The organism is Micromonospora sp. IBHARD004 (assembly GCF_052814115.1).
The window spans coordinates 2,132,794-2,152,550 of record NZ_CP199934.1; the positions used below are offsets into that span (position 1 = coordinate 2,132,794).

The window sequence follows — 19,757 nt, forward strand, 5'->3', positions numbered from 1 at the left end:
ACCTCCACGACCGGTCCGGGCAGACGTACGGCAGCGCCGCTGCGTCGGCGCGGCATCCTGCTGTACCACCCCGAGCGTGACGACGCCGAAGCCACCGACCGGGTCACCGAGGACCTGCTGCGCGTGCTCGGCCCTCCGCCCGACCAGGCCCACGAGATCTGCCAGCGGCCACTGCCCGCCCTCGATGGCCGTCCCTAACCGACGTCCACCCAGCCAGGAGGGCCCTCGACTGATCTAGGCGTTGACCGCCTCCCGTACCACACGGTTGGCCGTGTCCGTTTCGTACCCGGTCGCCCGGAGCAGGTCACTCGACGCCGTGCGGAGCTGGATCACCATGGCACTTCCGTACGCTCTCAGGCCTTTTCGGCACGCCTTGCCGACCAGCCGAGCGACGTCCAGTACCGCCTCGCGGGTCTGCTCGAACGGCCCAGCCTGTCGTGCCTCCCGCTGCAGCACTCGGACCGTCTCGGCGAGCCTCTCCACGGCGGCAATGAGTTCCTCCGGCACCGGCTCGTCGTACTGCAGCGAGGTCGCCGCCCAGCGGGACATAGACCGGCACGCGAGCGCCACTCGATCCATGTACTGGATCCCGCGCCGGTAGCGTTCGACATCGCGGCGCCGCCTCCACCGGACCGGCGAGATCATCGTCACCTCCTCGGCGCCACCCAGCGCCTCGTGCAGCCGGTTGAGGTCGCCGTCCATACCGCGAAGCTGGTCGAGTGCCCGCACCGCGCGGTCCGGGTCCCGCTGTCTCAGCGCGTGTGCGACCTCCCGAAGCTGCGATGCGAGTGTCTCGGTCAGCGGTGCGGCGGCGCGCTCGAGAGTGCGCATCGGGTCGATCGGCACCAGTAACGCCACCACCACCAGGCCGACGACAGCGCCCGACCCGGCTTCGATGAGCCGCTCCCATTCGAGATTGTGCTGGACCGGTGACAGCGTGGAGAGCAGCACGGCGGTGCTGCCGGCCTGGGCGACCAGCGCGCCGCTGTGCCCGGTCATCAGCAGGGCGACGGCGATGGCCAGCGCCACCACCACGCCGATCTGCCAGGCCCCGAACCCGAGGTAACGCAGTGAAAGGTCGCTGATGAGCAGGCCCAGCCCGACGCCCAGCATCAGTTCGGCCGTACGTCGGGCGCGCTGTCCGAGTGCGGCGACAATCGTGCCGACGGCCGCGCTGGGCGCGAAGACCGGCGCGGGACGCCCCGCCACCTCGTGCGCGAGCCCCCAGGCCAGGGTGGCGGCGAGCCCGCACTGGGCCGCGATGACCAGGACGATCTCAACCTGACGCAGCCGCAGTCGGCCGGCCTTACCACCACGGCGTGCAGCCTGCGCCACCAGGTCTCTGCCCTGCTCGACCACCTCCTCAGGGCGGGGCAGGGGGCTCCGGTCAGCGGCCATGGCGGGGGGTACCCCGCCCGGCCCTCACAAACCTGCGACCCGTTCTCCCAGTCGAGGCGATTCGGTTGCATCCGCTCCCATGGCTATGCGCTCGGCGACGCCGGGCAGCTTATTGCCGACAGCGACCCCCTCAGATCACCCACGATGCTGGACCCGAGCCGTTGCGGCAGCACCAGGCACAGGAGACAGCCCGCGACTCAACCGGATTCCCAATCTGACAGTGCGGGTTCGATTCGTCTAACGAGATGGTGACGGCTGCTCGGATGGAAGTCTTCGAGTGCGGAGCATGTCGGCTACGGCGACGCCGGCCAGGATGAGGGCGGCGGTGGTGGCTACCGCCAGCAGCGGCAGCGGCCGCATTGCTGGGGTAAGGGCGACCAGGGCGAGTGCGCCGATCACGCGGGGGGCGGACACGCGGCCGAATACCGCGTACTCGAAGGTGGCTCGTCCGGCGAGGAACAGGGCGGGTCCGGCGAGGATGACGGCGGTCCAGGCCGGGTCCGGGTGTCCGAGCGGGTGGGTGATGAGGAGTTCGTCGCCGACGGCGATGGTGACGATGCCGGCGACCATGATCATGTGGGAGTAGATCGTCAGGACAGCAACGCGGCGTGGGTTGGGGGCCATTGTCATGGCGCCGGCCAGCAGTGCTCCGGCGCGGTGGATGTAGATGCGCCACAGCAGTGCCGTGGTGGCGAACGCCACCAGGGCCGCGGCACTGCGGTCAGCCCCGAACTCGCCGCTTCCGAATGTCAGTCCGGTCACCAGGATCGGCTCGCCGAGCGCAATGATGAAGAACTGCTGGTACCGCTCGGCCGTGTGCTCCTCGGAAACCACGACCTCGAGTCGACGCTCGCCGCTGCGGCCCAGTCGCGGCGTGGGGAAGCCGAGTGCGATCCCCGCGTACTCCATGACCGCCGCCGTTATCCACAACGCTCCACGCACCCAGCCGGTCAGGAGCCCACCCGCGATCCATGGCACCGTAGCCATGCCGACCCAGAACAGTAGCCGCACCGCGCTGGGCTGTGCCTCGTGGCCACGCAAAAAGACGATGGCGACAGCCAGGCCACCAAGCCGGACGGTGAGGTACGCACCTGCGAAGACCAAGCCCTTGCGGCCGAACGCCTCAGGCGTCGCAGCCGCCATCACGAGGGTGCCGAACATGATGGGCATGGTCAGCAGCTGTACCAGCGGATGCTGCGGGTCGAACGCGTCCAGCAACCTCGCCGTAGAGATCCAAACCGCCAACACAGGGAGCAGCAACACCAGTGTCTGGAACGTGCCAGTCCAGCTCAGATGCTCTAGCAGCTGCTGCGAGAGCCGGAAGAACGCGAGGACGAACACCAGGTCGAAGAACAGTTCCAGGAATGCCGGCCGCCCCTGCCCGGGTCTTCGCAGCAGTACCCCTAACTTACCCGTCGTCATCGGCCGCCCGTTCCTACCGTTTATGCCCGTCTTAACCGTAGTCGGACCGTGCCGTTGGGCCTCGAACGTTGCCGACATGGCCGCCGCACAACGACTACTGCCCGGGGCCGGCCCTTCCTGCCCACCCACTCAGCGGGACGCGGCCGCTACGGCAGCCGGTCTGCGCAGCGGGTACCGCGCCGATCCGGCAAGGAAGCTGCCTCCGGGGGTCCAGCCCCACGACCCGGATCCGGCCTCCGGCGGCCAGGGCTGCTCGCCCTGGCCCCGGCGCTCCGGGATGGCCAGCCGCTTTGGCGCCGCCCCGTCGCATACCGGAGGCCACCAGACCGCGCCCGCTCGGTCCGGGTCAAACCTCAAGCGGGGCGCTCCACCTGGACCGGGCGGGCGCGCTTGAGGTGGCGGCACGCCGCCGGTGAGCCCTGTCATTCGTCGGCCGGTGGCCGGTCCCGGTCGCCAGGTGCCGGCTGCCGGCCGTCGCGTCGTCCTCCGGATGGGCGCCCGCCGGCTGGTCCGGGCCACCCTGACCGAGGCCGCTCAGACGGTGCAGGTCCCCCCGTGCGGTCTGCGGGGCCGGGCTCGGCTGGCATGGAGCCGGCCTGCCGGTCGGCGGGCACGAACTCACGCAGCAAAATTCGCGCGATGCCGGCGGCCGGGATGGCCAGCAGGGCTCCCAGGAGGCCGCCCAGCTCCGCGGCGAGCAGCACGCTGACCAGCACGGTCAGTGGGTTCAGCTGGACCGCGCGGGACATGATGACCGGTTGCAGCAGGTGGTTCTCGACCTGCTGGTAGACCACGAAGAAGACCAGCACGACGACCCCGGCGGTGGGCGAGTGCAGGAAGCCCGCGCCGCCCGCGACGATGGCGCCGAGGGTCGCCCCCACCAGCGGGATCAGGTCCGCGATGGCGACCAGCAGCGCGATCACGGCGGCGAACGGCACGCCGGTGAGCGCGAGCACCACGAAGGTCGCCAGGCCACAGATGAGGCTGATCAGGAGGTTTCCGCTCAGGTAGCCGGTGATGGTGCGCGCCGACTCCCGGCCGATGCGGCGCAGCCGCTCGGCCCGGGCGCCGCCGGCCAGGGCCAGCGTCCCGGCGGTGATCCGCGGCCCCTGCACCACCATCAGGTACGCCAGCACCACCACCGTCAGCACTCCGGCGACGCCCTGCGCCGCTCCGCGGACCAGCCCGACCGTCGACCGGCCGAGCTGGCCGCCGAAGCGCTGGAACTGATCGGCGTGGACGTCGGCGTACTGCCGCAGGTGGAACCGCTCCAGCAGTTCGCCGACCGGTCCTCGCCCGGCCCGAGCCTCGCGCAACAGGTCCGGGGCCCGGTCGGTGAACCGGGCCAGCTCGTCCAGCAGGGGCACCACGATGAGCACGCCGAGCGCGGCGAGAGCCACGAAGCTGGCCACGAACACGACCAGCGTGGCCGCCGCCCGACGCCGGACGAGCCGTCGCTGCACCCGATCCACCAGCGGATTCAGGGCAACCGCGAAGAACGCGGCGACCACCACCCACATCAGCACCCGCCGGGTCTCCCACACCAACGCCAGCCCGGCCAGGGTGGCGAGGACCAGACCGATGACGATCAGCGTCCGGCGAGCCATGGACCGATCGTCGGCGTCGCTCACCGGGCGCGGCTACCCGCTGCGAAACAAACGAAAACCAGCGGAGTGGTCTCGATCTCTGGGGGCGCCGTCAGGCGAACGGGCTCGACGCGAGGGCATCGAGCGCTGCCCGCCGGCCGACTTCGATCATGTCGGCCGCCCGGTGGAAGTCGTACGTCCGGACGGCGTTCGTCGGTATCTCGATCAGCAGGTCCGGCGGGTAGCCGGCCAACTGGTAGCGGATGAGAAGATCCCGTACGGCCTCCAATGACAGGCTCATGACGTCGGATACGCGCAGGTCGGCGGGGAGTTGGCCAGGTGGCCCGTCGTCGGTGGTGATGGTTTCCGCGGCGGCGTCCGTCGTCGGGCTGCCGTCACCAGACACGCCGCCGGGGGAGATCACCCGGTCGACGAATCCGGCGGGGCCCCGCGGGTGGTCCCGCCCCCCTTGTCCCGGCGGGTCGGCCGATTCCCGGACAGCTGCCCCAGGGTGGGAGTCGGCGCGGGCAGCCTTGAGGGACACGGCGACGACCGCGTCGGCTGGCATGAAGGTGGTGGGCGCCATCGGCAGCGGCTCTATCAGGCCACCGTCGGCGAGGAGCCGGCCGTTGATCATGACCGGGGTGATGGCGGGTGGCAAGGCGATGGAGGCGCGCACCGCGACGTCCACCGGGCCGTGCTGAAACCACACGGCTCGGCCGGCCCACAGGTCGGTCGCTACCGCCGTGAAGGGCATGGGCAGCTGTTCGATGCGTACGCCGTCGAGCAGTTCCCTGACCCGGGCCATGAGCTTCTCGGCCCGGAACGCGCCGGGCGCGCCGACGGCCGGATCGAGCAGGCGCAGCACGTCGCGTTGGCCGATGGTGCGCACCCACTCGGCGTACGCGTCGAGCTTGCCCGCTGCGTACAGCCCCCCGACGAGGGCGCCCATGGAAGAGCCAGCGATCGCAACGATGTCGAACCCACGCTCCTCAAGGACCTGGATCGCCCCGATGTGCGCATAGCCGCGCGCCCCGCCTGCGCCGAGTGCCACCGCGATCCGCACGTCACCACCGTCCACTGCTCCGACCCAGGTTGGGCACGAGGCTTCGATGTCGAGGAGGTCGAGCCGCAGTCCGCTTGGCATTTCGGGCAGGCTCAAGGACACACCCGTCACTGCTGACACTCAATCACGAAACGGAGGTCCGGATATCCGGTCTCGGGACTTCGCTCTCTGTGCGGGCAGCCCTTCTGGCCAGCTCCGGCCAGTCGGCCCTCCCCGGAGGCGCGGTCAGCCGGAGCCAGCCGCAATGGTGCGGGGCGACACGGACGGTCGGATGCAGCGGCGGAACCGGGCGTCACATCATCCGGCACGGGTGATGCCAGCTCACCTCGGCGCTTACGAAGGTCGGCTGGAGGGAGGCAGTTGTGACCGGCAATGACGGAAAACAGGGAGGAACCATGGACTTCTCCGACCGACTCGACGCACTGCAACAGCGTGCCGCGGCGGCCAAGACCGAGGTGCAGGCAGCCGCCGCCGAGTCCCGTGAGCAGCTCCGGCAGCGAATCGATCAAACCCAGAGCGAGCTCAACCGGTCCGCAGCCGAGGCACAACAACGCGTGCAGCAGGCCGCCCCCGACGAGCGGAGCCAGTGGGCGCAGATGAAGGCCGACGCCGCCGCAAAGACCGAGGACATCAAGGCCAAGATCGACAGGCGGACTCGGCAGTTGGACGCGAAGGCCGCCGCCAGCGACGCGGACTGGGCCGAAGGCGGCGCGGCCGACGCCCTCGACTTCGCCGAGTGGGCGGCCTACAACGCTCAACTGGCCGTGCTGGACGCCATCGACGCCCGCGCCTACGCCGACGAACTCGCCAGCACCGCACGCACCTGAGCCTTGCTCGAACCCTCGGGGCTGGGCCCACGGTGCGTGCAGACCCGCGTCCCGCTGGACCCAGCCCTCGACATCCGTGGGTTCAGTTCACGCCTCGTCGCGAAGCTTGCGCTTCAAGATCTTGCCGGTGGAGGTCATGGGCAGTTCGTCTCGGAACTCGACGAGGCGGGGGTACTTGTAGCTCGCCATTCGCTCCCTGCACCAGTCCACCAGTTCGTCCTCGGTCAGCTGGGATCCCGGGTTACGGATCACGAAGGCTTTCACCTCCTCGCCGTGCGACTCGTGCGGCACGCCGACCACGGCCACCAGGCTCACGTCGGGGTGCGTCATGATGGTCTCCTCGATCTCCCGGGGGTACACGTTGAAGCCACCGCGGACGATCATGTCCTTGGCCCGGTCGACGATGAAGTAGTAACCGTCCTCGTCGCGGCGGGCGACGTCACCCGTGCGGAACCACCCGTCCCGGATCACCTCCGCGGTGGCGTCGGGGCGGCCGTGGTAGCCCTTCATGACGTTGTGCCCCCGGATCGCGATCTCGCCCGACTCGCCCTCCGGGACCTCGTTCCAGTCGGCGTCGACGAGCGTCATCTGCACGCCCCAGATCGGCTGCCCGATCGAACCGGGCTTGGCCTCCCGGCCGGGGTGGTTGAACGATGCGACGGGGCTGGTCTCGGAGAGGCCGTAGCCCTCCCGGATCCGGACGCCGTAGACCTTCTCCACCTGCTCGAGGATCTCCACGGGGAGGGCGGCACCGCCGGAGATCGCCATGCGCAGGTTGGCCGCGATCGCCGGAGCGTTCCCGTTCTCCCGGCTCACGGAGAGCAGTCCCCAGTACATCGTCGGAACTCCGGCGAAGAAGGTGACCCGCTCTCGCACCATCAGCGCGAGTGCCGTGCCAGCGTCGAACCGGGGCAGGAGAACCAGCGTGGCGCCACCGTACAGGCCCGCGTTCAGCTGCACCGTCTGCCCGAACGAGTGGAAGAGCGGCAGCGTCACCAGGTGGACGTCCTCATCGACGGCGCCGAAGAGGCGCCAGCACGAGAGGGCGTTCATGACCATGTTGGCGTGGGTCAGTTCGGCGCCCTTGGGCTGTCCCGTCGTCCCGCTGGTGTAGAGGATCACCGCGGTATCCGTGGCCTCGGTAACCACGGTCTCGAACCGGGGGGACTGGCCGGCGAGTGCGGAGCCCAGCGTGCGGGCGCCCTCGATCGGGCTCGGCGCCAGGAGGTCCGCGGTGATGAGGAAGAGGTGGTCGCACCCGGGGGCCCCGCCGAATCCCTGCCTGCCCTCGGCCCCCATGGGCAGCTCGGGAGTGCCCTCGAAGCAGAAGTACGCCTTGGCGCCCGAATCCCGCAGGTGATAGGCGATCTCGCCGGCCTTGAGCAGCACGTTCAGCGGTACGACGACGGCGCCCGCCTTGAGGATGCCGTAGTAGACGATCGGGAAGTACGGCAGGTTCGGGCACGACAGCGCGACGCGGTCGCCGGGGCGGATGCCGCTTTCGACGAGAAGGTTCGCGACCTGGTTCGCCGCGCCGTTGAGTTCGGCGTACGACAAGCGAGTGTTACCGAGGACGACGGCCGACCTGCTCGGCAGCCGTTCGGCGCTGCCTTCGAGCATGAGCGCGAGGTTGAGCATGGCAGCTCTCCTTGATGGCGTGGGCGACGTGGTGATGGGCGTCGATGCAATGGAGTTGGGTCAGGTCAGGGCGTCGCTGTCGCGGCGGGCGGGGGCGTCTGTTCGGCGACGGGGCTCTGTGGCGGGTGGACGAACGGTGGGCGGGGCAGGTCGGCGTCACCGGTGGCGGCGGCGTAGACAACGACGTCGGGGCGCAGTGCGAGCACGGTGGCGTGGTGCTGGCGCATCCAGGGGATGAGCACGTCCTCGTCGTCCACGATCGTGCCGGGCGCGGGGGCCGAGCCCGCCGGCGTGACCTGCAGGCACGTGACGCCGCCGGCCGCCCAGGCCGGCCAAGGCCGCGCCGGGCCGGTGTGCAACAGCGTCCACCGACCGGCGAGCATTTCGTCGAGACGGGCCCGGTCACCGCCGTCTGTCCGGACCCAGGGCTGTGGGAGCTGCTTGCCGACCGCCCGATTGCCACCGGTGTGGTCCAGCAGGCCCTTCGGGTAGCTGTTGTCCGGGAACCACCCGGCCTCCTGCATGTAGGCGCGGATGGCCGGGACCCGCATGACGAGCCGGAACGCGATGTTGCGCAGGGCCGTCAGCCCGGGACGTCGCTCGGTGATGATGCGCCCGAAGCGGACCGCCTGCGCGGTCATCTCCCGCACGTGTGGTTTGCGCTCGACCTCGTAGCTGTCCAGAACGTCATCGGGTAGCTCACCCCGCAGCACCCCGGCCAGCTTCCAGCACAGGTTGCCCGCGTCGCGTACGCCGGAGGACATGCCCTCGCCGATCCACGGCGGCATCGCGTGTGCCGCGTCGCCGGCGAGGAAGATCCGACCGACGCGCCACCGGGCGGCGAAGCGGACGTGGTGGCTGTAGATGACCGCGCGGAGGATCTCGACCTCGTCGGGCGTTCGGCCGTAGCGGCGCAGCAGCCGCCAGATGTAGTCGTGGCTGACCAGATCCTGTTCGTCCTCGCCGGGCAGGACGGGGAACTCCCAGCGGTGGTGGCCCAGCGGGGTCGGGCAGTCCACGGCGGGCCGGGCGGGGTCGCAGTGGAAGCGCAGGCGGTCGACGGTGTCCCAGCCCCGCTTGACCTTGGTGTCGATGACGACCCACCGGTCGTGGTAGGTGCGGCCGTCGAAGCCGACGCCCAGCCCGGTCCGGATCGGGCTGGAGCCGCCGTCCGCGGCGATGAGGTACGCCGCCCGCAGGGCTCGTACCGCGTCGTCGGTCAGGTCCCGCACGGTGACGGTGACAGTGTCGCTGTCCTGCTCGACGAGCTGACAGTCGTGGCCGAGGAGGACCTCGACGTTCGGGTAGCGGCGTACGCCGTCGCGGAGGACCTGCTCCATGGCCGGCTGGTAGATGAACAGCTGCGGCGGGTGCCCGTTGCCCCGAGGAGCCGGCGCGAGGCTCAGGAACGACCGGCCGCGCGCGTCGACAAAATCGATCGGCCGGCCGGCGAGCATGTCCTCCTTGAGCCGCTCCGCGAGGCCGATCGACTGCCAGATCCGGATCGTCTCCTCGTCGGTGGAGATCGCCCGCGCCCGGGGGTAGATCGCGGCGTCGCGCTCCACCACGGCGACCCGTACGCCCATGCCGCCGAGCAGATTGGCGGCGGTGACGCCGGCCGGCCCGTAACCGACGATGATCACGTCGTATTCGTGCAGTTCGGTGTTCATGCGGTGGCTCCGCTCAGTGCCGGGACGGTGATCTCCGCGCGGCGCAGCGAGGTCGCGCCGTGGCGGAACTGGTTGAGCTTGTCGATGACGGTCTGGCCCTCCGGGGTGTGGCCCCAGATGCTGATCCCCTGGTGGGTGGTGGGTTCCCAGGTGGCCTCGTCCACGACGATCGGGTTCCAGCCGATCTCCCACTCGAAGCCGGAGGGCGTCCGGACGTAGTAGGAGAGTTCCTTGTCGTTGGTGTGCTGCCCGATGCCCAGGGCCATGGTGAAGCCGAGCTGCTTGAGTCGCAGGTAGGAGGCGGTCATGTCGTCCAACGTGGCGACCTGGGTGTTGAGGTGCTGGATCGTGGTGCGGATCGGATCGATGCGCAGGCCCTCGGTGTTGGCCACGGCGACGGAGTGGTGGCGGCCGTTGACCCGCAGGAACCGGATCCGGAAGCGCACCCGGCTGATCGTCTCGACGATGAAGTCGCTGAGCCGGGCGTCGAGCAGGTTGTCGTAGTAGCGGTGGATGGCGTCCGGTTGCCGTGAGGTGATGGCGATGTGACCCATGCCGGCGTCGCCGGTGACGAAACCGCTGGCCTGCATGTGCAGCGGGGTGGTGGTGGTGACCGGAGTGGTGTACAGCTCCTGGACCAGGCCCTTCGGCCCCGGGAAGCGCACCAGCCGTTGCACGCCGCGCAGCGCGGCTTCCTCGTCGCGGCCCTGCTCGACGGTGACGCCGCGGTCAGTGATGCGGGCGACGATGTCGTCGAACGCGTCGTGGTCGTCGACGTGCCAGCCGACCGTGGTCACGTCCTCGGCGGGGCCCCGTTGCAGCAGCAGGCGGCACTCGTGGTCGTCCAGCCGGAAGCGCATCCGGTCGCGGTCGAGTTCGTCGACGTGCAGGCCGACGCCGTCGGCGCCGAAGCGGCGCCAGTCACCGAACCGGGTGGTCTCGATACCCAGATAGCCCAGGTGGACCTTGCCGAAGACGTTCATTTGGACCCCTCGCAGAGGAAGGCGGTGGTGAGGGCGTTGAACAGATCCGGGCGCTCCCACTGCACCCAGTGGCCGGTCCCGGCGACCAGGTACAGGTCGCAACGGGGCATCCGCTCGGCGAGGAGCAGCCCGCCGGACGGTCGGTTGACCTTGTCGTCGGCGCCCCACAACACGAGCGTCGGCGTGGCGGCCCGGGACAGCCGCTGGTCGCGTAGCAGATCCATCCGCAGCAGGGTGCGTAGCCCGGCGGGGCGCCGCAGCGGCGGGTTGGCGACCACCTCCGGGTCGATGCTCGCCTGGTACCGCTCCTCGATCATCTCGGCGGGGACGGCCGTGCCGTCGTAGACCAGGTCGTCGCGGATGAACCGTTCGAGCTTGGCCCGGGTCGGACCTTCGCCGCCGTAGTAGGCGAGCAGCCGCTTCAAGCCGGGCGTCGGCGGACGTCGGGTCGTGCCGATCCCGCCCGGGCCCATGAGGACCAGACGTCTGATCCGGTCGGGCCGGTCCAGCGTGAGCCGCAGCGCCGCGGCGCCACCGTAGGAGTTGCCGACCAGGTGGGCGCGGTCGATGCCGAGCGCGTCCAGCAGCCCACGAAGGGCGCCGGCGAGGTCACCGAACGGGTCGGACTGGTCGATGTGCTTGCTGGACCGGCCGTAGCCGGGCAGGTCCGGCACGATCACCCGGAACCGCTGTGCGAGGGCGTCGACGTTGCGGGCGTAGTTCGACATCCCGGAGGCCCCCGGCCCGCCGCCGTGCAGCAGCACCACCGCCTCCCCGGCTCCCCGCTCGGTGACGGCGATGTCCCGCGCACCGACTCGTACCAGCCGTTGCTCGGCGGTGCTCTCCCCGACGCTCACTTGACCTCCCACGACCCGGTGCTGTTAATGTAGTGATCGTTCCAGTTGTAGTGGCCGCTACGGTAAGCTTCGCTCCTAGCGTCGTCAAGACATCAGCCGGAAACACAGGGAGCGAGCGATGACGGAATCTCGCGGCGGACGCAAGCGCCGGGCCAACGGCGAGGAGTCCCGCCGGCGCATCCTCGACGCCGCCGCGGAGGTGGCCGGTGAGCGCGGCTACGAGGGCACCAGCATCGCCCTGGTCAGCGAGAAGTGCGGCCTGCCCGCCAGCTCGATCTACTGGCACTTCAAGAACAAGGACGACCTCATCGCCGCCGTCATCGAGCGCAGCTTCGACATCTGGGTCGACGTACTCGCCCTCCCCGGCGACGACAGCGAGCCGATGCCGGAACGCCTCGCCGCGATGGCGGTGAAGGTCGCCAAGACCCTGCTGGACTCGCCCGACTTCCTTCGCCTCGGGCTCATGCTCACCCTCGAGCGCCGCCCGGACGAGCCCAGCGCCCGGCGCGTGTTCCTGCAGGTCCGGGAAACCGCCCGCGCGCGGCTCGCCGCCGTGCTCGCCAGGGTCGCCCCGGACGCCGACCGGGACACGATCGAAACGATCACCACGTACGCCATCGCCGCCACCGACGGGCTGTTCATCGCCAAGGAGATCGGCGGCGACAGCGTTGATCTCCCGCGGCTGTTCGAACTGCTCGGCCGCACCCTGTACGACAGCCTCACCCGCCTGACCGGCGGCAGTCCCGCCACGGAGGCCCAATGACCACCGGCACCACCGATCCCGTTGCCGCAGCCTTTCGTCGGTTGCGCACCGCCGCGGAGACCCGCACGCCGTGTCCGCCGGTCCGCGACCTCATCGGCCCCGACGACGAGACCCTCGCCTACGCCGTTCAGCGCCGGTTGACCGAAGCCGGGGTCCGGGACGGCAGGCGGCCGGTCGGGCGCAAGGTCGGGCTCACCTCCCTGGCAGTGCAGCGCCAGCTCGGCGTCGACCGGCCCGACTTCGGCATGCTCTTCGACGACATGGCGTGCGCGGAGTCCGCGGTGATCAGCCTCGACCGGCTGCTGCAACCCCGCGTCGAGGCCGAGATCGCCTTCGTCCTCGCCGACGACGTCGTCGACCCGGGCGTCACCGCCGTCACCGTGCGCCGACGGGTCGCCTACGCGGTGCCCGCGCTGGAGATCGTGGACAGCCGCATCGCCGGCTGGGACATCAGCTTCGCCGACACCGTCGCCGACAACGGCTCCAGCGGCCTGTTCGTCCTCGGCGCCGACGGGGTCCCCCTCGACGCCGTCGAACCGGCGGCGGTGCAGATGACCATGTTCGTGGACGGTGTGCCCGCCTCGACCGGCTCGGGCGAGGCGTGCCTCGGCGACCCGCTGGAGGCCCTCGCCTGGCTCGCCCGGACCGCCCTGGCCCACGGCGACCCGCTCCGCGCCGGCGACGTCGTGCTCTCCGGCGCACTCGGGCCGATGGTCCGGGTCGACCAGGCCATGCACGTCCGCGCAGACCTCACCGGCCTCGGCAGCGTCGAGGCCACCTTCACCACCCCCGTCACGAAAGGCGGCAGTTGATGTCGCGTACGAAGGTCGCCGTCATCGGATCCGGCAACATCGGCACGGACCTGATGATCAAAGTCCTGCGCCTGTCGCAGCACCTCGAGATGGCCGCGATGGTCGGCATCGACCCCGCCTCTGACGGCCTCGCCCGGGCCCGCCGCCTCGGTGTGCCCACCACCGCCGAGGGCGTTGCCGGCCTCATCGCGATGCCCGACTTCGCCGACATCGCCGTCGTCTTCGACGCCACCTCCGCGAGCGCGCACCGGGCCAACGCCGCCGCCCTCGCCCCGTACGGCAAGATGCTCGTCGATCTCACCCCGGCCGCGATCGGGCCGTACGTCGTGCCCGCCGTCAATCTCGACGCGCACCTCGGCGCCCGCAACCTCAACATGGTCACCTGCGGGGGACAGGCCACCATCCCCGTCGCCGCGGCGGTGTCCCGAGTGACGCCCGTGCCGTACGCCGAGATCGTCGCCTCCATCGCCTCACGGTCGGCCGGCCCCGGCACCCGCGCCAACATCGACGAATTCACCGAGACCACGGCCGCCGCCATCGAGCAGGTCGGCGGCGCCCGGCGGGGCAAGGCCATCATCATCCTCAACCCCGCCGAGCCGCCGATGATCATGCGGGACACCGTGCAGTGCCTCATCGGTCCCGCTGACCACGAGGCCGTCCGCGACAGCATCGAGCAGATGATCAAAGAGGTCGCCGCGTACGTCCCCGGCTACCGGCTCAAGCAGCCCGTGCAGTTCACCCCGCTGGCACCGGACGAACCGGTGCACACCCTGCTGCCCGACGACACGACAGCGGTCACCACCAAGGTGAGCGTCCTGCTGGAGGTCGAAGGCGCCGCGCACTACCTCCCGGCCTACGCCGGCAACCTCGACATCATGACCTCCGCGGCACTCCGGGTCGCCGAACGCCTCGCCGCAGCCAAGGGAGCCAGCCGATGACCGCGACCACACCTGCCCGCCGCCTGTTCATCCAGGACGTCACCCTGCGCGACGGCATGCACGCGACCCGGCACCGGATCACCCCGGCCGACGTCACCCGGATCGTCACCGCGCTCGACGCCGCCGGCGTCGACGGCATCGAGGTCGCCCACGGCGACGGGCTCTCCGGCGGCAGCCTCACCTACGGCCCCGGCAGCCACACCGACCGGCAGTGGATCGAAGCCGCCGCGGCCGCCGTCGCCCGCGCCCGCCTCACCACCCTGCTCCTGCCCGGCATCGGCACCATCCACGACCTCAAACAGGCCCACGCCCTCGGCGTACGGTCGGTCCGGGTGGCCACCCACTGCACCGAGGCGGACATCGCCGCCCAGCACATCGCCACGGCCCGCGAGTTGGGCATGGACGTGTCGGGATTCCTCATGATGAGCCACCTCGTCGAACCCGGACAGCTCGCCGCCCAGGCCAGGCTCATGGAGTCGTACGGCGCCCACTGCGTCTACGTCACCGACTCCGGCGGACGGCTCACCCTCGACGGCGTCCGCGACCGGGTCCGCGCCTACCGCGACGTCCTCGACCCCGGCACCGAGATCGGCATCCACGCCCACGAGAACCTGTCCCTGGCCGTGGCCAACAGCCTCGTCGCCGTCGAGGAGGGCGCCACCCGTGTCGACGCCTCACTCGCCGGCCACGGCGCCGGCGCCGGGAACTGCCCGATCGAACCGTTCATCGCCGTGGCCACGCTGCAAGGCTGGCAACACGGCTGCGACCTGTTCGCTCTCCAGGACGCCGCCGACGACCTCGTCCGCCCGCTGCAGGATCGACCCGTCCGCGTCGACCGGGAAACCCTCACCCTCGGCTACGCCGGCGTCTACTCCAGCTTTTTGCGCCATGCCGAAACCGCCGCACGGCAGTACGGGCTCGATGCCCGGGACATCCTGCGCGAAGCCGGCCGGCGCAAACTCATCGGCGGCCAGGAAGACATGATCATGGACATCGCCCTCGACCTCACCCAGAGATGACCGTCCGATGAGGCGAAGCTCGACGAAAAGGTGTTCGCCGCCTCCTACTCTCTGGCACATCGATCTCAGCGGCAAAGCGCTGACCAGGGCTTCCTTCCCGCTGGCAAGGTCAGGTCCGTCCACTGTGGTTCGGCGTGTCGGCGTGATCTCTGTCGGCAGACCGCGCGGATCCACGCGGGCCGATGGCGACAACCCGGCCGAGCAGCCCGGCGCGGACCGGCGAGGGCAGCCAGACGCGCCAGCGGAAGTTCGACCGGCGACGTGGACGCCCGACGCTTCTAGCCGCGTGAGGTGAGACAGGGGTCCTCCTTCGTGCTACTCCTGCGTTCGCTCGGGATGCATCCCGCTCACCATCGAGTGCCCCGGCACTTTGAGGCAGTTTGCCCCTGGCGCTCGGCACCACAGGCGGGGCAGGGGCGGTACGTCTCGATCGGCCCCGGATCGTGCCCCAGCGAGCGAGCCACGGAAGTGACCTCCTTGGCCGCCTGGTGCAGCCCGTCGTCCCGGTACTTGACGGCGGCCAGGTGAATCCGCTGGAGCGCGTCCCGCGCTACCTGCGTCGGATCGGACACTTGGACTCCCCCTTTCCCGATCCAGCGTTCCCGTTGCGAGGGCCGTCACACATCGACGTTGACGTGCGAAAACGTGGCAGGCAAGGATTAGCGCGACCCGCATCCGTCCCGGCCGGCATCCCGGGCCGATGCCACTCCGCCCGCTACCGGCAAGTCGCAGGCCGGCTTCGCCTCGGTAGCGATGCGGCTGACCGCTTCGCATGAAAGTCCGGGTCAGTGGGCGGTAATGGGCGAAGGCCGCACCGCGCGATCCGGGTCCCGCTGTCTCAGGACGGAACACATCAACAGCGATCAGCTTCGGGCGTCATCCATGCTCGCGACGACATGCACCGTGATCCTGGCGCTGGTCCTGACCGATGTGCGCCGCTGAGCTCCCGCCAGCACTTACGGTGAGGAGCATGTTGCAGGAGTCCTGGCAGGAGGGCGGTGAGTGGAGTTGTATCCATTCGTCGAGTCACACGGCCTGATCGGCGACCTGCAGACGGCGGCGCTGATCGCGGACGACGGCACCCTTGACTGGTTCTGCGCGCCGCGGTTCGACTCGCCCAGCGTGTTCGCCGGACTGCTCGACCACAAAAAGGGCGGGTATTTCCGTATCGCGCCCCATGGCGCCGACTACGTCAGGAAGGAGCAGTTGTACCTTCCGGGGACACCGATCCTGATCACCCGTTTCCTGACTCCCGCCGGCGTGGGCGAGGTCATCGACTTCATGCCGGTGGCCGGCGATACGGCGACCGATCGCCATCGCCTCGTCCGGCTGATCAGCGTGGTTCGGGGCACCATGCAGTTCCGGATGGATTGCCAGCCGCGCTTCAACTATGGGCGCGACCCGCACGAGGTCGAGATGTACGCCGACGGCGCCGTTTTCCGCAGCCCGACGCTCAGCATGACGGCGCATCGGGTCCGCCACGCCGACCAGCCCCCGGACGACGTCGCGATCGAACGCGACGGCGACGGGGTGCGCGCCTTCGCCACCCTGCGCGAGGGTGCCACCAGCGGGGTGCTCGTCGAAACCGGGTCGACCGAGCCACCCCGGCTCATCAGACCGGCGGAAATTCGGTCCATGTACGAGCAGACCCGGGACTTCTGGCGGGACTGGCTCGGCGGCTCCTGCTATGTCGGACGGTGGCGGGAAGCGGTGGAGCGCTCCGCCCTGACGCTGAAGCTTTTGACGTACGCGCCGACCGGTGCCCTGATCGCCGCTCCCACCGCCGGCCTGCCGGAGCAGATCGGCGGGACGCGGAACTGGGACTACCGGTACACCTGGATCCGCGACGCCTCGTGGTCGGTCTACGCCCTGCTCGGGCTCGGCTTCACCGAGGAAGCGCGCCGATATCTGCGATGGCTCAACGACCGGATCTCCGAGGCGGCAGACCGCGCAGCACCGCTGCACCACATGTACCGCGTCGACGGCTCGACAGCCCTCGACGAGGAGGATCTCGACCACCTCGAGGGCTACCTACGCTCCCGCCCCGTGCGGATCGGCAACGCCGCCGCCGACCAGCTCCAGCTCGACATTTACGGCGAAGCGCTGAGCGCCATCCAGTTGGCTGACACGCATGGGCTGCGCAGCTCCTATCAGGCGTGGCTCAACACCGTGAAGCTCATCGACTGGCTCTGCGAGCACTGGGACAGACCCGATCAAGGGATCTGGGAGACCCGGGGCGGCCGCCGGGACTTCACCTTCGGCCGCCTCATGTCCTGGGTCGCTCTCGACCGGGCCATCCGCCTCGCTCAGCGGCACGGGGTACCCGCCGACATCGACCGCTGGACCACCGAACGAACCACGATCTACCGCCAGATCATGAACCGGGGATACCACCCAGGACGCCGAGCGTTCGTGCAGCACTACGGCAGCGACGTCCTGGACGCGGCGCTGCTCTCCATGCCGAGCGTGGGGTTCATCGCGCCCGACGATCCGATGTGGCAGTCAACACTGCGGGCGCTGGACCACGAGCTCGTCTCCGACAGCCTGGTCTACCGGTACAACCCCTCCGCGTCGCCCGACGGCCTGCGCGGCAGCGAAGGCACCTTCAGCATGTGCACCTTCTGGTACGTCGAAGCCCTGGCCCGCTCGGGACGTGTCGACGACGCGCTGATCAATTTCGAGAAGATGCTCACCTACAGCACCCACCTCGGTCTTTACGGGGAGGAGATCGGCCCGACCGGCGAGCAGCTCGGCAACTTTCCCCAAGCCTTCAGTCACCTTGCGCTGATCAACGCCGCGTTGACCCTCGATCAACTCATACCCGCTCCACCGGCACCGTGTCGCGTGCCGCCCGACCTCCTGGTCGAGCGAGATTCACTGCGCCGGTGAAGATTCGCCCGGGGGCCTGCGGCGAGTCCTGATCACCTCGATGCCCTCGGCGGTGAACACCGCGTCGAAGACCTCGGTGAACTTCCTATCCCGGTCGCGCAGCAGGAACCGCTGCCCAGCTGCGCACTGGTCGAGATCCATCAGCAAATCCGTACGAGGTCGGCCGGCTTGGCCAGCGGCGCTGACGCTCGCTCCGTGAGGGGCGGGATTCGGGCGGGATTCCCCGATAGGTCAGATCCGCGGGGCGGGTGGCGCGGGTTCCTGGCCTCGGGCGCGTCGATAGCGGCGATGGGACGGGTCGACGCCGGGGACGTGTGGTCGATCGGCGCTCCGTGCCGGCCAGAGTCGCTGGCCGCGCGGCTGACGCGTCCGCCTCGCAGCGGATGGGGCTCATGCTGCGCGAGGAACTACATCAGCGGGGCGGGTGGCTCGGGCTCTCGCCCGCGGGCGCGCCACGCGTCCGCGACGACGATTCCGACCAGCACGGCCGTGGCGCCGGCACCGGCGACCAGCGGAGGAGCGTGCCACACGGCCGGGATCAGCAGGCCGAGGGCGAGGAGCCCGATCAGCCGCGACGGGGAGATCCGGCCGAAGACCTGCAGCTCGAAGGGAGCCCGCCCGACCAGGAAGAGTGCAGGACCGCCGAGGATGGCCACGAGCCAGTTCGGTTCCGGCCGGCCGGTGGGCTCGATGATGTACAGCTCGAAGCCGACACCAGCGAGGACGACACCGGAGATCATGATCAGATGATTCAAGGCGGCCGTCACGGATTGCCGGGCCGGATCGCGGGCGGCGGTGATGGCCAGCGGCAGGAGCAGGCCGGCCCGGTAGAAGTAGATGCGCCAGAGCTGCACGATGCCGACGAAGGCCAGCGCGAACCCCATCCCGTGGGGGAGGGTTATGTCGCTGTCGGAGAACGCCAGGCCGGACACGAAGACGGCCTCGCCCAAGCTGATCAAGAAAATCTGCTGCAACCGCTCGGCCAGGTGCTCGCCCGCGACCTGTGTGCCGGCCCATCGGCGAAAGCCGACCACGAACCCGGGGAACTCGATGGCTAGCGCAAGTGCCCAGAGCGCACCGCGCAGAAGCGGGTCGTGCACCAACGCCCCCGCGATCCACGGAACTGTGCTTCCGCCGAGCGACAGCAACCCCGGTAGTGCGGACCCCTCGGTCCGCACTTGCCTGACCAAGAAATAGACCAACAGAAGGCTGACCCGCACCGCAACCCACGCACCGGCGAAGACCAGGGCCCGCTCCTCGAACCCCTGCGGCACCGAAACCGCCATGACGGTGGCACCGGCCATCGAGGAGAACACGAAGAACTGACCCGGCCGCGAATCCGGATGCACTCGGCTGGTCAACGCGGCAGTGGTCTGCCACATGAACCAGAGCCCCAGAAACAGCAGCAGGGTCTCAGCGAACTCACTGAACCCGAGCCCTCCGGAGTGAAACTCGTCCAGGAGCCGCAAGCTGATCCGATTGAGCGCGAAGACGAAGACGAGGTCGAAGAACAACTCGAGGATGCTCGCCCGCTGCCAGTTGGCCTCCTCCCGTACGCGCCGCTCGCGGCCCGGCTCATCCATCCGGCATCAGTCTGCTTCGCCGCCGCAGGCGCGTACGGCGTTCCCCTGTCTCGGCAAGCCCAGACCTCCGGCCAGGAAACACGAGGCGGAGTAGCCGCGGCGGGAGGCGATAAACCTGCCATGTCCGGCGCCCCTCGCGCCGATCGCTGCGGTGCTGGGTGCGCTGCGCCAGTAATTCCCCAGTAACGGTCCAGCCGTAGCCTGCCCGACCAGGCCAGCTCCGTGCTTTCCCGTCGCCCCTCCGGCGGTCTCCCGTGAAGCGGAGTTACCGGCTTGCCCCTGTATCGGCGATCGAGGAGCTGTATA

General features: G+C 69.8%; 16 protein-coding genes. 6 read left to right on the forward strand and 10 right to left on the reverse strand.

From position 1 onward, the window contains the following. Positions 1–234: 234 nt before the first annotated feature. From ACTWO6_RS10465 to ACTWO6_RS10480, 4 genes are all read right to left on the reverse strand, one after another. Entirely contained in the window at positions 235–1,359 is a 1,125-nt protein-coding gene (locus ACTWO6_RS10465; protein WP_446219429.1) for an FUSC family protein, read from the reverse strand. A gap of 276 nt (positions 1,360–1,635) precedes the next feature. Further along, entirely contained in the window at positions 1,636–2,820 is a 1,185-nt protein-coding gene (locus ACTWO6_RS10470; RefSeq protein WP_446219430.1) for a low temperature requirement protein A, read from the reverse strand. 422 nt (positions 2,821–3,242) lie between these two features. Beyond that, positions 3,243–4,427 (reverse strand): AI-2E family transporter, encoded by a 1,185-nt coding sequence (locus tag ACTWO6_RS10475; protein WP_446219431.1) that lies wholly within the window; start codon positions 4,425–4,427, stop codon positions 3,243–3,245. A 91-nt stretch (positions 4,428–4,518) separates the two neighbouring features. Continuing rightward, the gene (locus ACTWO6_RS10480) at positions 4,519–5,568 is read right to left on the reverse strand and encodes a patatin-like phospholipase family protein (RefSeq protein ID WP_446219432.1); all 1,050 of its coding nucleotides are present in this window, start codon (positions 5,566–5,568) and stop codon (positions 4,519–4,521) included. A gap of 299 nt (positions 5,569–5,867) precedes the next feature. Between ACTWO6_RS10480 and ACTWO6_RS10485 the strand changes: the two genes are divergently transcribed. After that, positions 5,868–6,299: a hypothetical protein gene (locus tag ACTWO6_RS10485; RefSeq protein WP_446219433.1), complete on the forward strand. Its 432-nt coding sequence runs from the start codon at positions 5,868–5,870 to the stop codon at positions 6,297–6,299. Between the two features lie 87 nt (positions 6,300–6,386). Here the strand turns inward: ACTWO6_RS10485 and ACTWO6_RS10490 are convergent, their stop codons facing one another. The 4 genes from ACTWO6_RS10490 to ACTWO6_RS10505 form a co-directional block, all read right to left on the reverse strand. Then, entirely contained in the window at positions 6,387–7,937 is a 1,551-nt protein-coding gene (locus ACTWO6_RS10490) for a long-chain-fatty-acid--CoA ligase (protein ID WP_446219434.1), read from the reverse strand. A 65-nt stretch (positions 7,938–8,002) separates the two neighbouring features. Beyond that, the gene (gene mhpA / locus ACTWO6_RS10495) at positions 8,003–9,607 is read right to left on the reverse strand and encodes a bifunctional 3-(3-hydroxy-phenyl)propionate/3-hydroxycinnamic acid hydroxylase MhpA (RefSeq protein WP_446219435.1); all 1,605 of its coding nucleotides are present in this window, start codon (positions 9,605–9,607) and stop codon (positions 8,003–8,005) included. Then, positions 9,604–10,590 (reverse strand): VOC family protein, encoded by a 987-nt coding sequence (locus ACTWO6_RS10500; protein ID WP_446219436.1) that lies wholly within the window; start codon positions 10,588–10,590, stop codon positions 9,604–9,606. The genes mhpA and ACTWO6_RS10500 overlap by 4 nt, the downstream gene beginning before the upstream one ends. Next, complete coding sequence (locus tag ACTWO6_RS10505) at positions 10,587–11,447, reverse strand: alpha/beta fold hydrolase (protein ID WP_446219437.1); 861 nt, start codon at positions 11,445–11,447, stop codon at positions 10,587–10,589. Before ACTWO6_RS10505 ends, ACTWO6_RS10500 begins: the two co-directional genes overlap by 4 nt. 118 nt (positions 11,448–11,565) lie before the next feature. Between ACTWO6_RS10505 and ACTWO6_RS10510 the strand changes: the two genes are divergently transcribed. From ACTWO6_RS10510 to ACTWO6_RS10530, 5 genes are all read left to right on the forward strand, one after another. Further along, a complete protein-coding gene (locus ACTWO6_RS10510; protein WP_446219438.1) occupies positions 11,566–12,210 on the forward strand; it encodes a TetR/AcrR family transcriptional regulator in 645 nt (214 codons plus the stop codon). Then, positions 12,207–13,022: a 2-keto-4-pentenoate hydratase gene (locus ACTWO6_RS10515; protein ID WP_446219439.1), complete on the forward strand. Its 816-nt coding sequence runs from the start codon at positions 12,207–12,209 to the stop codon at positions 13,020–13,022. Before ACTWO6_RS10510 ends, ACTWO6_RS10515 begins: the two co-directional genes overlap by 4 nt. Beyond that, positions 13,022–13,960, forward strand: a complete 939-nt coding sequence (locus ACTWO6_RS10520) for an acetaldehyde dehydrogenase (acetylating) (RefSeq protein ID WP_446219440.1) — start codon at positions 13,022–13,024, stop codon at positions 13,958–13,960. Before ACTWO6_RS10515 ends, ACTWO6_RS10520 begins: the two co-directional genes overlap by 1 nt. After that, on the forward strand, positions 13,957–14,979 hold the full coding sequence (gene dmpG / locus ACTWO6_RS10525; protein ID WP_446219441.1) for a 4-hydroxy-2-oxovalerate aldolase: 1,023 nt from the start codon (positions 13,957–13,959) through the stop codon (positions 14,977–14,979). The genes ACTWO6_RS10520 and dmpG overlap by 4 nt, the downstream gene beginning before the upstream one ends. A gap of 1,002 nt (positions 14,980–15,981) precedes the next feature. Continuing rightward, positions 15,982–17,868 (forward strand): glycoside hydrolase family 15 protein, encoded by a 1,887-nt coding sequence (locus ACTWO6_RS10530; RefSeq protein WP_446219442.1) that lies wholly within the window; start codon positions 15,982–15,984, stop codon positions 17,866–17,868. Here the strand turns inward: ACTWO6_RS10530 and ACTWO6_RS10535 are convergent. After that, positions 17,854–18,009, reverse strand: coding sequence for a hypothetical protein (locus ACTWO6_RS10535; RefSeq protein ID WP_446219443.1), 156 nt, complete (start codon positions 18,007–18,009; stop codon positions 17,854–17,856). The two genes, ACTWO6_RS10530 and ACTWO6_RS10535, sit on opposite strands and share 15 nt — an antisense overlap. Before the next feature lie 266 nt (positions 18,010–18,275). Next, positions 18,276–19,451 (reverse strand): low temperature requirement protein A, encoded by a 1,176-nt coding sequence (locus ACTWO6_RS10540; protein WP_446219444.1) that lies wholly within the window; start codon positions 19,449–19,451, stop codon positions 18,276–18,278. Positions 19,452–19,757 lie beyond the last annotated feature (306 nt).

Coding starts and splice junctions, on each gene's coding strand:
- ACTWO6_RS10470 (WP_446219430.1), bottom strand. CDS start 2,820: ATGACGACGGGTAAGTTAGGGGTACTGCTGCGAAGACCCGGGCAGGGG.
- ACTWO6_RS10475 (WP_446219431.1), bottom strand. CDS start 4,427: ATGGCTCGCCGGACGCTGATCGTCATCGGTCTGGTCCTCGCCACCCTG.
- ACTWO6_RS10485 (WP_446219433.1), top strand. CDS start 5,868: ATGGACTTCTCCGACCGACTCGACGCACTGCAACAGCGTGCCGCGGCG.
- ACTWO6_RS10490 (WP_446219434.1), bottom strand. CDS start 7,937: ATGCTCAACCTCGCGCTCATGCTCGAAGGCAGCGCCGAACGGCTGCCG.
- mhpA (WP_446219435.1), bottom strand. CDS start 9,607: ATGAACACCGAACTGCACGAATACGACGTGATCATCGTCGGTTACGGG.
- ACTWO6_RS10500 (WP_446219436.1), bottom strand. CDS start 10,590: ATGAACGTCTTCGGCAAGGTCCACCTGGGCTATCTGGGTATCGAGACC.
- ACTWO6_RS10510 (WP_446219438.1), top strand. CDS start 11,566: ATGACGGAATCTCGCGGCGGACGCAAGCGCCGGGCCAACGGCGAGGAG.
- ACTWO6_RS10515 (WP_446219439.1), top strand. CDS start 12,207: ATGACCACCGGCACCACCGATCCCGTTGCCGCAGCCTTTCGTCGGTTG.
- ACTWO6_RS10520 (WP_446219440.1), top strand. CDS start 13,022: ATGTCGCGTACGAAGGTCGCCGTCATCGGATCCGGCAACATCGGCACG.
- dmpG (WP_446219441.1), top strand. CDS start 13,957: ATGACCGCGACCACACCTGCCCGCCGCCTGTTCATCCAGGACGTCACC.
- ACTWO6_RS10535 (WP_446219443.1), bottom strand. CDS start 18,009: ATGGATCTCGACCAGTGCGCAGCTGGGCAGCGGTTCCTGCTGCGCGAC.
- ACTWO6_RS10540 (WP_446219444.1), bottom strand. CDS start 19,451: ATGGATGAGCCGGGCCGCGAGCGGCGCGTACGGGAGGAGGCCAACTGG.